Here is a 13663-nt window from a genome sequence, read left to right on the forward strand (position 1 = left end):
ATGTTAGTATCCCGCCCTATCCATTTCACGTTTTACATCCTTCTCTTTTATATCCTGACGCTTGTCATACAGTTTCTTACCACGTGCCAGTGCAATTTCTACTTTAGCATACCCTCTGTCATTCACAAAGATACGTGTGGGAATTATAGTCACGCCTTGCTCCTGTGTACCTGCCTCTAATTTTCGGAGCTCCTTTTTATTCAGAAGCAGCTTTCGGGCACGGGTAGGTTCGTGGTTGAAATGGGTTCCTTCCGTATAAGTAGATATATGCACGTTATGCAGCCACAACTCTTCCCGTTGAAACACACAGTATCCTTCCTGCATATTTACTTTTCCCTCCCGAATAGACTTGATCTCGGTGCCCTTCAACATGACACCCGCTGTGTACTTGTCCAGAAACTGGTATTCAAAGGACGCCTTACGGTTTACAATGTTTACGTGCTTCTGTATTCTGTCTTTATCTTTTGCCATTTATACTTTCTTCGGAGCCAAAACATTGGCTAGCTTTTCCTTCTTTAAAATTTTTTGCCCTGTCTTTCCATCGGCTATCAACCGCTCTCCTACTTTGGCCGTGTATACACAGGTTACCTCATTCCCCTCCAGCTTCTCTAACACGGCAGTTATCTCCACTTTTTCACCTTCAAATGCAGGTGATTTATGATTGATCGTCAGGCATGTACCTATACCTTCTTCATCTTCCTCTTTAAGATCAAGCACAAAAAGCCTTCCTGCCCACTCAGCTGCCTGTGCCAGCGAAAAAGTAGAGCAAACCGCATGCACCAGTCCATCATCGAACCGGGCAAAGTCTGCAGAGGTTACATGCTTTATATATGTGCGGGTATCGCCGGGTTTGATCATTATCAGTTGCTATACAAATAACATTTTCATTTAAACGTATACCTCCCCCTGCTAACAGAGGTTAGAATTTGAGTCTTGGCTCCGGGCTTACATACTGCGAAGAGAAGTCACCTTTAAGGTACTGAAAGTGCGCAGCCATGGCTATCATACCTGCATTGTCAGTACAATACTGAAAGGCGGGAATGTAAACGTTCCAGTTATACTTTTTAGCATACTCCTGAAGCGTTTGCCGCAGTCCTGAGTTAGCCGACACTCCCCCAGCGATAGCCACTTCTTTTATACCGAGGTCTTTTGCAGCCAACACTAATTTCTTCATCAGAGTCTTTATTAAAGTTTTCTGAACACTGGCACAAATATCCTCCAGGTTCTCTTCAACAAAGTTTGGGTTATCCTTTGTTTTGTCTCTTAAAAAATAAAGAACCGAGGTTTTTATTCCACTGAAAGAGAAATTATACTCCGGCATATTACCTACAGGAAACTGGAAGGCATCCGGATTACCCTTTGCAGCCGTTTTGTCAAGCATAGGCCCTCCAGGATACGGAAGCCCCAACATTTTTGCTGTTTTATCAAAGGCCTCTCCTACTGCATCATCAGTAGTCTGGCCAATTATTTCCATGTCCAGGTGATCTTTTACCAGAACAATTTGCGTGTGCCCCCCACTTACAGTTAAACATAGGAACGGAAATTGCGGTGTAGGTTCATCGATGAAGTGTGCCAGGATATGCGCCTGCATGTGGTTTACCTCGATGAGGGGTATGCCTAAGCCAAGTGCAAAGGACTTGGCAAATGAGCAACCAACCAGCAAGGCTCCTAAAAGGCCAGGGCCACGGGTAAAAGCGACTGCATTTAAATCACTTTTACTTACATTTGCCGTACGCAAAGCCTGGTGTACAACTGGTATAATGTTTTGCTGGTGCGCCCTTGAGGCAAGTTCAGGCACTACACCACCATACTGCTCATGCACAGCCTGAGTAGTAACTATGTTAGACAGTACTTTGCCTCCTCTTATAATGGCTGCAGAAGTATCGTCACAAGAAGATTCGATCGCTAATATCGTAGGTTCAAACATCTTTTGGAAAAAGAACAGTCAACAAATTACCCCAAAGTTATAGGAAAAGCTATTCTAAAAATAGTTTTAGGGCTTATCCTATTCCTTTTACTGCTGTTTGCAGGGGTTTTTGTGGCTATACGCTTCCCTGGAGTGCAGACAAAAGTGGTAAAGCGTGTAGCAGCCTATTTTTCTGAGCAGCTAAAGCACGAGGTGTCTGTAGGTCGTGTGGATATTGAATTTTTCAGCAATGTTGTTCTCGAAGACGTTCAGGTGAAAGATTACCGGGGCAATGAAATGTTCTACATTGGCAAGGCAGAAGCTGACATCAGTGCCTTCTCCATTTTCCATCCAAACACCTTAAGTATTAATACGCTCACGTTACAACAGCCCCGTGCCAACCTTGTTGTATATGAAGGAACAGATACCTTAAACCTGAGCAATTTCTTAAATGTTTTAGGTGATCTGTTTGTAAAGGACACGACCAAACCGTCCGAGCCTTTCAATTTTGACCTGGAAGAACTGGTGGTGAAAAACGGCCGTTTTACCTATGATGATTTCAGGAAGCCTCGCACAGACTATGGGATGGACTATGCCCATATGACTTTCGACAGGATCAATGGCAGGTTCAATGATATTTATCTGGAAGACACACTAAAGGTAAACATCACCGACCTGAGTGCTATAGAAAGTCGCTCCAACACAAAACTGCATAACCTGGATACCCGCATGACTTACGCCTCCACCTTTTGGGAATGGGACGAACTTGACCTGCAGGTGAACAAAAGTAATCTACAGAACTATGTTCGCTTTGATTACACAAAATTCGGAAATTTTAGCTCGTTCATAGACAGTGTTACCATGACGGTACACCTGGACAACTCAAAAGTGCTTTCAAAGGATATTGCCACTTTTGCCTCGGCTTTGAAGGAATACGATGAAACTCTTATCGCTAATACACTGGACTTCAAAGGCAAGGTCAAAGACTTTAAAGCGACGGAGGTAGACCTGGAGTATGGTAAGAACACGCATATAGTTGGAAGTATCAGCGCTGATGGACTTCCAAATTTTAAAGAGACCTTTGCAAATCTTCGTCTGCAACCTTCAACGATTGATGCAGATGACATAAAGCAATTTCTGCCACAGGATGCCTATGAAATAGCAGACCGCCTGGGTACAGTAAGTCTGGAAGGACGCTTTTTAGGATTCTACAATGACTTTGTAGCGAATGGCAATTTTGCTACAGCACTTGGGAGCGTGCAGTCTGACATCAACCTTAAAATTGATGATAACACCCGTGCCTCTTCCTACAGCGGTTTTGTTCAAACTAACAGCTTTAATTTGGGTCGTCTGCTGGATATCGAGGATAAGGTAAAGACCATCTCCATGAGTGGTCGCCTGGAAGGTTCTGGTTTTACCCTACAGGATGCAAATGTAAAACTAGACGCGACTGTTAATCAAGTACAACTGTTGGACTATAATTACCAGAATATTAAAGCGGATGGTACATTGAAGGGCCAGACTTTTGTAGGGAAAGTATCAGTGAATGACCCAAACCTGGTGTTTATGGCAGATGGTGAAGTGGACCTGGCACGGGATCAGCAGGCCTTTAATATGGTGGCTGACCTGCAACGCGTCGATTTACAGGCACTGAACCTTTCAACTGAGCCCCTGCTTGTCCGCGCCAACGCTAGTTTAAACTTCAAGGGTCTACGCCTGGATGCGTTTGAGGGAACAGCCTTGCTGGACAGTGCTTACATTAGCTACAAAGGCAAAGAAATATCTCTGGACACAATAGCAATAGACTCAAAGATTACCGAGGGACAGCGAAGTCTGGAACTGAACTCGGACCTGCTGGCTCTGAACGTGGACGGAAACTTTGACTATTCTATTTTGATTGAGGACCTGAAAACACTTGTTGAGGAGTATAAGCTGAATTTTGAAAGTAATGAGGCTGCTACAGCTGCATATTATAGACGAAAACCTGCGTCACCTGATGATGAGTACGCCTTAACCTATAATGTTAATATTAAAAAGCCTGCTCCATTACTAAACCTGTTCTTGCCGCAGCTGTCTCTTTCAGATTCGGTAAAGATCGAAGGATCCTTCAGGCATGGAAACACAGTAATTCTTCAACTATATGCTGACATAGACACCCTCCTGTATGAAGATTATAAGCTATACAACAACAATATAGACCTTAACTCATCAAAACTTCAGCAGAGTCCGGATGTATTGGCTGCAGCTCTTTTCACCTCTCAGAAGCAGGAACTACCAGGTGCTGGTCAAACACAAGACTTTTTTGTGGAGGGCATCTGGAGTGAGCGTACCATCAACTTTGCCACAAGCGTAAGACAGCCTGAGCAAAATAACCGGGCCCTTATCACCGGAGACCTGAATTTCCTTCAGGATCAGATACAGATAGTTTTTGACCAGTCTAATATCACCCTGCAGCAGAATGCGTGGGCATTCAACCCGGGCAATACTTTATTTATAAGTGATGCAGGGAAAAGGTTAGTCTTTGAGAACTTCTCTCTTTCAAATAAAGACCAAGTCATTCGTGCCGAGGGGGAGATCTCAGAAGAGCCTGATAGCAAACTTGTCCTTGATGTAGAGAATTTTGACTTGTCTAACCTGAATCCGCTTATCAGTATGGATATAGCCGGAAGGCTTACTGCTGAAGTGGTAGCGCAGGACGTGTACAAGAACACAAAGTTTAACGCAGCTATGCGGGTAGACTCTTTTTACCTCGATGATGTGTTTATAGGAAACATCGTTGGCAACACGGACTGGAACAATAAGCTAAAGCAGGCAGTGGTTGATTTGGGAATAGAGCGGAATAATAAAAAAGTGCTGACAGTGTCCGGCAACTACAATCCACAGGCTCAGGAAGACCAACTAGACCTCCTGGCAGTTATGGATCAGGCTAACCTGAAGCTGGTAGAGCCGGTTTTAAAGGGGATCCTGTCTAACCTGGATGGTGACATGGAGGGAAGGGTGCGCGTACTTGGCAATCTTAGCTCTCCGGTGCTGAAAGGTTCTGTTATGGTAACGAATGGCCAGTTCAAGTTCGATTATCTTAACACCACCTACTATTTCTCTGACAGGATTTACCTGGGCCCTAACAGCATCAGCTTCCGTAATGCCCAATTACGCGACATATTTGGCAACAGGGCAACTGTGTCTGGTGGTATCGCACACGACGGATTCGAGAACATGGTGCTGGATATGGATGCACGCTACCGAAACTTTATGGTGCTGAACACTACAGAGGCGCAGAATGAATTGTTCTATGGAACAGCATTTGCCACAGGGTCAGCCAGTGTTCTTGGCCCTACAGACAACCTCCAGGTGAAAATTGATGCACGCAGTGAAGAGAATACCCGTATTGTTCTTCCCCTGGATTATCAGACTGATGTAGCCAGGAAAGATTTTATAAAATTTGTTAATAGAAACGGCAGTGATACCACTGGCATTGTTTCTAACATTGAGAACACCAGTGTAGACCTTTCTGGAATTAACCTGGACTTCAGCCTCGATGTTACGGATGATGCCTATTTCGAAATTATCATCGACAGGACTACCGGGGATGTAATCCGGGGATCCGGTAACGGCGATATTCGAATGACTATAGATACCCGGGGAGAGTTTAACATGTATGGCACTTTCGAAATTGAGCAAGGTGCATATAACCTTAATCTTTTAGAGGGCCTTATTACGAAAGAATTTGAAATAGTACCAGGCAGCACTATTACCTGGAATGGCGACCCAGTGGACGGAACCATGGACATTACGGCCAAATATACACAAATGGCCTCCTTGGACGCATATTTGACCTCCGGAAGTGGTATTCAGGGAAGGTTCCCGGTTACGGCAATCATAGAGTTAACCGGGCCGCTGCTTACTCCACAGGTTGACCTGGGCCTGAACATTGAAGACATAAGACAGTCCGCCCCTATTGAGGTGCAGAATATCCTCAATACTATCAATAATGATGAATCAGAGCTAAACCGCCAGGTATTCAGCCTTCTGGTGCTGCAAAGGCTTTCTCCTCCAGGCTTCCTGGCTTTTGACAGCAATGTGGGGGCAACGGCTGTTGGCGGAAGCTTAGGCAGCTTATTGTCTAGCCAGTTAAACACCTTCTTTAACAGCATAGACAGTAACCTGGAGGTTGATATTGGCTTAGGCGGTATAAATCAGGAAGCACTCTCCACCCTACAGCTTCGTCTAAGCTATACTTTCTTTCAGGGCAGGTTACGTGTTACAAACCAAACAGGCTTCGGCAACCAAACAGATCTGCCTGGTAATAACTACATCGGTGACTGGTTCCTGGAGTACTACATTTCGCAGACAGGAGAGCTCAGGCTCCGGTTGGAGTACAGCACCACACCTGACTTTTACTATGCCAACCGGGTAGCAAACGTAACAGCCAGGCAGAGTATCAGCTTACTGCACACTAAAAGGTTTGACAGTCTGAGCGAACTGTTTAGCAGCAAAAAAAGAGAACGAAGGATACAGGAGCGTGAACTGGAGCGAGAACGGATTATACTTGATTCTGACCCAAGGCTGAATTTACAGTAAGCAGGGCCTGACTTATACTTGTCAGGCCTTTTTTCTTTCGTGCCCTCCTCCGCAGTGTATATTAAAATTATATTTCTATTTTTGTGGGCAAGCACCTGGTATGGCAAGAAATAGTAAACACATCAAGAAAAAGAAGCTCGGCAATTATCCTCACCTGATGGTAGTGTTCAGTATTTCCTTAGCGCTGTTTGTGATCGGCCTGTTTGGAATGCTGCTGATTCACGCCAGCGAACTCTCCGAAAAAGTAAAAGAAAGCATAGAGATGCAGGTTTACCTGGATCGAAACCTGACAGAGGTACAACTGGTGCGTCTGCAAAAGACCTTTGCGGCTAAAGAGTATGTGGCTTTTAAGAATGACTCCGCCCAGGTACGCTTTGTATCAAAAGAAGAAGGTGCCAAGGCTTTTCTGGACGAAACTGGTGAAGACTTTATGGAGTTTTTGGGTGATAACCCACTACGTGATGCTTATGTCATGAAAATTGACGCAGATCACTCAAGCTCACCTGAACTGAAAAGCATTAAACTTGATCTGCAAGAAGTGGAAGGTGTGCACGAGGTGCAATACGTAGAAAGCCTTATAGAATCTATTAACAGCAATATTCAAAAGATCAGCATAATCCTGCTTGCCTTTGCAGGAATACTTGTACTTGTTGTTATCATTTTAATAAATAATACCGTAAAACTGGCCCTGTACTCGCAACGCTTTCTAATCAGAAGCATGCAATTGGTTGGTGCCACCTCATTTTTTATACAGCGGCCGTTCCTTAATAGGGCAGCCTGGCAAGGTATAATGAGTGGAATTGTTGCTTCTATCATGATTTATGCACTTACACTGTATGCTTATCATGAAGTATCGGAGCTGCAACTGCTGCGAAATGATGAGCAAACGTATATTTTAATGGGTGCATTGATAGTGATTGGCTTAATTATCGGCTTCTTAAGTTCATACAGAGCAGTGCGAAAATACCTGCGCATGTCATTAGACGAACTATACTAAACATGGAAGAAAATAAAGACAGACTTGCCTTTGGCAAGAAGAACTACATTGTAATGCTTGTAGGAATTGCCCTGCTGGTAATTGGTTTTATAATCATGACTTTGGACACTGAACCTTATGGCCTTGGCTTCCTGGGCATCACCCTCGGTCCTATCATAGTAATGGCTGGCTTTGTAGTAGAGGTTTTTGCCATATTGATTAAAGACTAAAGCAGTTTTACATGAGTATTTGGCAGGCTATTATCTTAGCCATTGTTGAAGGGCTTACAGAGTTCTTACCAGTTTCCTCTACCGGCCATATGATTATCGCCTCGAGCCTGATGGGTATAAACGAGCTGCCGATAACAAAAATCTTTGAAGTTAACATACAGTTCGGAGCAATTTTGTCTGTAGTGGTCCTTTACTGGCGCCGCTTTTTGCAGGGCTTTGACTTTTATTTAAAGCTCCTGATCGCGTTTATCCCCGCTGCCGTTCTGGGCTTTGCTTTCAATGATCTTATTGATGCAATGTTGGAAAGCGTGCTGATAACCGCTATCATGCTGCTGCTGGGGGGTATTGTGCTCCTCTTTGTAGACAAATGGTTTAGCGACGCTAATAAAGAAAGGGTAAATTACAAAAATGCCCTTGTGATTGGTTTTTTCCAATGTATTGCTATGATTCCCGGCGTTTCGAGGTCTGCCGCAACAATCATTGGAGGTCTCACCCAAGGTGTTGACAGAAAAACAGCCGCGGAGTTTTCTTTTTTCCTTGCTGTGCCTACCATGTTGGCAGCTGCCAGCTATAAACTCGTTAAAGACCTTCTGAAGCTGGAAATATCAGACCTGATTACTTTTGACCTCGTAAAAATTCAGAACAGCTTTGAGGTAATAACTGCAGATGACCTGCAGCTTTTGCTGATTGGTAATTTAGTAGCCTTTATCGTAGCCATGCTGGCCATCCGGTTCTTTATCACCTTCCTGACAAGGTATGGCTTTAAATTATTTGGCTACTACAGAATTGCCCTAGGGTTTCTGCTTCTGGCATTAATGGCTATGGGCGTAGATTTAAGAGTTTAATATGCAATACGACTTTGCCGCAGGCGAAATACTTCTTATAAACAAACCACTTGACTGGACCTCCTTTGATGTAGTAAAGAAGGTGCGTAACACCATCAGAGTGAAAAAAGTGGGACATGCCGGCACTCTTGATCCCTTAGCCTCCGGACTACTGATACTTTGCACGGGAAAATTCACCAAACGCATAGATGAGATTCAGGGCCAGGAGAAAGAGTACACAGGCAGCATACGGCTTGGTGAAGTTACTCCCTCTTATGACCGGGAAACAGAAGTGACTGAAACCTGCGACATCAGCCACATTTCAGAAGAAGAAATAAAGGCCGCAGCTCAGAGTTTTGTTGGTACCATAGAACAAGTACCTCCTATCTACTCGGCCGTAATGGTTGATGGCAAAAGAGCGTATGACCTGGCCCGCAAAGGCAAGTCTGCTGAATTGAAACCCCGCACAATTACGATTAAAGCTTTTGACATTACCTCTATCGAAGGAGCAGAGCTTTACTTCAGGGTTGTTTGTACAAAAGGCACATATATACGTAGCCTTGCACATGACCTGGGGCAAAAGCTTGGCTGTGGCGCGCATTTATCATCCTTAGTCCGTACCCGTATCGGCGAGTATAAGCTAGAGGATGCACTGACCATAGAAGATATTCAGGAAATAAGAAGACAGCAGCTGGAGACGGATGGAAGTAATTCGTGATATAGCAGCATTCCCCCGGCTTAGTTTCCCCGTTGTCACTAGCGGTACCTTTGACGGTGTGCACATAGGGCATCAGAAGATACTAAAGCGCGTTATCAAGAGAGCAAAGCAAAATAACGGCCAAAGTGTTGTCATCACCTTCTGGCCTCACCCGCGCCTTGTTCTTTTTCCGGAGGATAATAAACTGAAGCTGCTTTCTACCATTGATGAGCGCATAGAACAGCTAAGAAGCTTTGGAATTGATTACCTGCTAATCATCCCGTTTACAAAAGAATTCTCCCGGACTAGTTCCCGTACCTTTATCACTGATATACTTGTAAAGGCCATAAATACGAAGCTACTGGTTATAGGCTATGACCATCGGTTTGGAAAGAACCGGGAAGGCAGCTTTGAGCACCTTAAGGCACGTTCGCAGCAGTATGGCTTTGAAGTAGAGGAAATACCACGTCAGGACATAGACGATGTAGGTATCAGCTCAACTAAAATAAGAAAAGCGCTTGAAAGCGGTGATGTAGAAATAGCCCATAATTACCTGGGGCGGTACTACAGTCTTACTTCTACAGTGATAGAAGGAGATAAACTTGGCCGTACCATTGGTTTTCCTACAGCTAACCTGGCTTTACCGGCTTCCCATAAACTGATACCGGCCAATGGTGTGTATGCTGTGTGGGTTTCGCTTGGGAATGATCGCTTTCCAGGTATTATGAATATCGGCTTACGGCCAACTATAGAGGGCAAGGAGTTAAGGCTGGAGGTAAACATCCTGGGCTTTGATCAGAATATTTATGGCCAGGCCATTACCGTTGAATTTGTTGAGCACCTTCGTAACGAACGACAGTTTAACGGACTGGAGGAACTAAAAGAACAACTCAGCAAAGACAAAGAGGCAGCAGAACGCGTGCTTTTTATTTGAAGGCTTCTGGCTTATCTCACCCTTAATTAATCCCCTTTCACCCCAAAATCATAGAGCCATACTTTCATATGGCTTTTTTTATATATAAATTACCTACAACAAAAAAGGTACGTATGACCGGTTTGGTGATAGCGTTTGTACATCCCATAAACACAAATGGCTGCACTGAACCATAAGCTCACAAAACAACTATGATAAATAAAGAAGTAAAGAACGCACAGGAAGCCCTGCAAGGCGTTGAGGATGGTATGACACTGATGCTGGGTGGCTTCGGCCTTTGCGGCATACCGGAAAACTCAATAACTGAACTCCTGCGCCTTGGCGTAAAGGACCTTACCTGTATTTCGAACAACGCTGGTGTTGATGATTTTGGGATCGGTTTGCTCCTGCAAAAACGCCAGGTAAAGAAGATGATCTCAAGCTACGTTGGGGAAAATGCTGAATTTGAGCGCCAGTTACTTTCCGGAGAGCTGGAAGTAGAACTTATACCGCAGGGTACACTGGCTGAACGTATACGTGCCGGAGGAGCTGGCATTCCTGCTTTCTTCACCCCTGCCGGCTACGGTACGGAGGTAGGCGAAGGCAAAGAGAGTCGTGAGTTCAACGGCAAAATGTACCTGATGGAAAAATGGTTAAAAGCTGACTTCTCTTTTGTAAAGGCATGGAAAGGCGATACCGCAGGTAACCTTATCTTCAAAGGCACTGCACGCAATTTTAACCCTATGATGGCAGCTGCAGGCAAGATTACAGTAGCAGAAGTGGAAGAACTCGTTCCTGCAGGTGAACTTGATCCTAACATGATCCATACCCCTGGCATCTATGTACAGCGTATCTTCCAGGGTGAAAAGTACGAAAAGCGCATTGAACAGCGCACAGTAAGAACTGCTTAAATCAGATCAAAATGGCTTTAGATAAAAATCAGATAGCAAAACGTATATCACGTGAAGTAAAAAACGGAATGTATGTAAATTTAGGCATTGGGATACCTACCCTGGTAGCTAATTACATTCCTGAAGGTATAGAAGTGGTGCTGCAGTCAGAAAACGGGCTGCTTGGTATGGGCCCCTTCCCTACTGAAGACCAGGTGGATGCTGACCTTATCAACGCAGGTAAACAGACCATCACAACTTTACCGGGCTCTTCTATATTCAGTTCAGCTGAGAGCTTTGGTATGATAAGAGGGGAACATGTTAATCTGACCATTCTGGGAGCCATGGAAGTGGCAGAAAACGGTGACATAGCCAATTGGAAGATCCCAGGTAAAATGGTAAAGGGAATGGGGGGCGCCATGGATCTGGTAGCCTCTGCCAAAAACATTATTGTTGCCATGCAGCATACAGCCCGTGATGGTTCCTCCAAGCTACTAAAGGAATGCACCTTGCCTATTACAGGGGTAAAATGCGTGAAGAAAATTGTTACCGACTTAGCGGTATTGGAAGTAGTGGAGGGTGGATTTAAGCTGCTGGAGCGAGCTCCTGGGGTAACTGTGGAAGATATAAAAGCTGCAACAGCAGGTAATTTGATAGTGGAAGGTGAAATACCAGAAATACAGGTATAAGTGTTAATCCTTACTTAAACCAAAAAAAGCGCGGTAAATCTACTGCGCTTTTTCGTTTAATTTTGTTGAGCAATAACTGCAGGATATCAAGCTTTGATTATATTATATCAAAACTATACTTTCTGCACGTATAAAGATAAACTACAAAACGCGATACAATACATTTATGAGTGAAAAAGAAGAAACGAGCTTTGAACATAGATTGCTGCTGCGTCAGCTGGAATTAAAAGATTACAAGGAAGTAAAGGAAATCATGGAGTTGGTTTACTCCAGTATGGATGGCGCCTGGACCCGCAAAGAATTTTCTAACCTGCTCAAGAAGTTTCCGGAAGGTCAAATTTGTATTGAAGACAATGGTACTGTGGTAGCTGCCGCCCTGAGTTTAATAATAGACTATGATGAATATGGCGACAAGCACACCTATGATCAGATTATAGATAAGGGTTCCTTCAAAACCCACGATCCGGAAGGTGACACCCTTTATGGAATTGATGTGTTTGTTCACCCTGAATATCGCAACTTACGCCTTGGACGCCGCCTTTATGATGCTCGAAAAGAGATCTGTGAAAAACTGAATCTACGCGGCATCATTGCCGGGGGCAGAATACCAGGCTATAAACATTATGCGGATAAACTCACACCGGCCAAATACATCGAAATGGTCCGGAATAAGGAGTTGTCTGACCCGGTGCTATCATTCCAGCTAAGCAACGGTTTCCACGTACGCCGTATCTTGAAGGGTTATCTGCCTGACGATAAAGATTCCCGTGCGTACGCTACCCTCCTGGAGTGGATCAATGTGTATTTCGAAGAGAAAGAGAAGCTGATTGGCGGCAAGAAAACGGTGGTGCGGATAGGTATCGTACAGTGGCAGATGCGTGCTGTAAAGGACCTTGATGATATGATGCAGCAAATTGAGTTCTTCGTAGACACCGTCAGCTCCTATAAATCGGATATGGTGGTATTTCCGGAATTCTTCAATGCTCCTCTGATGGCACTTACAAATGAGGAGTCGCCTTCAGAGGCCATTCGTAGTATGGCTGAGTATACAGAAGAGATACGGGAGCGGATGGTACAGCTGGCTTTGTCTTATAACATCAACATTATTGCGGGAAGTATGCCGGAGTACTACGACAACAAGCTTTATAATGTAAGTTACCTTTGCCGTCGTGATGGTACCTATGATGCACAATACAAGCTTCACGTTACACCAGATGAATCGCACTACTGGGGTATGCGGGGTGGCCATAAACTGAAGATATTTGACACGGATATCGGAAAGATTGGTATCCTGATCTGCTATGATGTGGAGTTCCCTGAACTTGCCCGGATGCTGTCTGACATGGATATGAAGATTCTCTTTGTACCATATTGGACAGACACAAAGAACGCTTACCTCCGCGTACGCCGCTGTGCACAGGCACGTGCCATTGAGAATGAATGCTATGTGGCCATAACAGGAAGTGTAGGTAACCTGCCACGCGTTGAGAACATGGATATTCAGTACTCACAATCAGCTGTCTTCTCCCCTTCTGACTTCGCCTTCCCGCATGATGCCGTGGTAGCTGAAGCCACCCCAAATACGGAGATGACACTTATTGCTGACCTGGACCTGGACCTGTTGAAGGACTTGAATACGGCAGGTAGTGTAAGGAATTTAAGGGACAGAAGGAAAGATCTTTATAGCCTGAACTGGGTAATGCGGAAGGAAGAGTAGGATACTATTAACACATAAAAAAAGCCGCTACTGTTAAAGTTTAGCGGCTTTTTTTATGTGTTTGTCCCGTCCTAAAATAGGTTGACACTTAAAACAACCTATTATGGAAAAAGCAGCAGAGAAAAAAAGCAAGCGCAGTCAGCGCGATTATTCCTTAGGCTTTAAACTACAAGTGGTAACTGAGGTAGAGAGTGGGGACTTGACGTATAAACAGGCCCAGAAAAAGTACGGCATCCAGGG

The 13663-nt window shown here is 44.4% G+C and carries 12 protein-coding genes and 1 pseudogene; 10 read left to right on the forward strand and 3 right to left on the reverse strand.

Going from position 1 to position 13663, the window contains the following annotated elements; genetic code table 11:
* Nucleotides 1-3: 3 nt before the first annotated feature.
* The 3 genes from smpB to tsaD form a co-directional block, all read right to left on the reverse strand.
* Nucleotides 4-471: an SsrA-binding protein SmpB gene (gene smpB, locus ACFSRY_RS00985; protein WP_377502486.1), complete on the reverse strand. Its 468-nt coding sequence runs from the start codon at nucleotides 469-471 to the stop codon at nucleotides 4-6.
* Nucleotides 472-858 (reverse strand): thioesterase family protein, encoded by a 387-nt coding sequence (locus ACFSRY_RS00990; protein ID WP_377502488.1) that lies wholly within the window; start codon nucleotides 856-858, stop codon nucleotides 472-474. It abuts the gene before it with no gap.
* Between the two features lie 61 nt (nucleotides 859-919).
* A complete protein-coding gene (gene tsaD, locus ACFSRY_RS00995) occupies nucleotides 920-1927 on the reverse strand; it encodes a tRNA (adenosine(37)-N6)-threonylcarbamoyltransferase complex transferase subunit TsaD (RefSeq protein WP_377502490.1) in 1008 nt (335 codons plus the stop codon).
* A gap of 3 nt (nucleotides 1928-1930) precedes the next feature.
* On the opposite strand from tsaD, the gene ACFSRY_RS01000 reads away from it, so the two are divergent.
* From ACFSRY_RS01000 to ACFSRY_RS01045, 10 genes and pseudogenes are all read left to right on the forward strand, one after another.
* Entirely contained in the window at nucleotides 1931-6487 is a 4557-nt protein-coding gene (locus ACFSRY_RS01000) for a translocation/assembly module TamB domain-containing protein (protein ID WP_377502492.1), read from the forward strand.
* 100 nt (nucleotides 6488-6587) lie between these two features.
* Nucleotides 6588-7484: a cell division protein FtsX gene (locus tag ACFSRY_RS01005; protein WP_377502494.1), complete on the forward strand. Its 897-nt coding sequence runs from the start codon at nucleotides 6588-6590 to the stop codon at nucleotides 7482-7484.
* Nucleotides 7485-7486: 2 nt separating this feature from the next.
* Nucleotides 7487-7693 carry a DUF3098 domain-containing protein gene (locus tag ACFSRY_RS01010; RefSeq protein ID WP_377502496.1) on the forward strand — a complete coding sequence of 69 codons (207 nt, stop codon included), beginning with the start codon at nucleotides 7487-7489 and terminating at the stop codon, nucleotides 7691-7693.
* 11 nt (nucleotides 7694-7704) lie between these two features.
* Complete coding sequence (locus ACFSRY_RS01015; protein ID WP_377502498.1) at nucleotides 7705-8538, forward strand: undecaprenyl-diphosphate phosphatase; 834 nt, start codon at nucleotides 7705-7707, stop codon at nucleotides 8536-8538.
* Nucleotide 8539: 1 nt separating this feature from the next.
* Complete coding sequence (gene truB, locus ACFSRY_RS01020; RefSeq protein WP_377502500.1) at nucleotides 8540-9235, forward strand: tRNA pseudouridine(55) synthase TruB; 696 nt, start codon at nucleotides 8540-8542, stop codon at nucleotides 9233-9235.
* A complete protein-coding gene (locus ACFSRY_RS01025; protein WP_377502502.1) occupies nucleotides 9219-10148 on the forward strand; it encodes a bifunctional riboflavin kinase/FAD synthetase in 930 nt (309 codons plus the stop codon). Before truB ends, ACFSRY_RS01025 begins: the two co-directional genes overlap by 17 nt.
* A 191-nt stretch (nucleotides 10149-10339) precedes the next feature.
* Entirely contained in the window at nucleotides 10340-11038 is a 699-nt protein-coding gene (locus tag ACFSRY_RS01030; protein WP_377502504.1) for a CoA transferase subunit A, read from the forward strand.
* An 11-nt stretch (nucleotides 11039-11049) separates the two neighbouring features.
* Entirely contained in the window at nucleotides 11050-11706 is a 657-nt protein-coding gene (locus ACFSRY_RS01035) for a CoA transferase subunit B (RefSeq protein ID WP_377502506.1), read from the forward strand.
* A gap of 166 nt (nucleotides 11707-11872) precedes the next feature.
* Nucleotides 11873-13423, forward strand: coding sequence for a GNAT family N-acetyltransferase (locus ACFSRY_RS01040; RefSeq protein WP_377502508.1), 1551 nt, complete (start codon nucleotides 11873-11875; stop codon nucleotides 13421-13423).
* Between the two features lie 103 nt (nucleotides 13424-13526).
* Nucleotides 13527-13663, forward strand: a pseudogene (locus ACFSRY_RS01045) (IS3 family transposase); the annotation flags it as partial.

The sequence above is a fragment of the Pontibacter locisalis genome, assembly GCF_042684605.1.
Lineage (GTDB): Bacteria > Bacteroidota > Bacteroidia > Cytophagales > Hymenobacteraceae > Pontibacter > Pontibacter locisalis.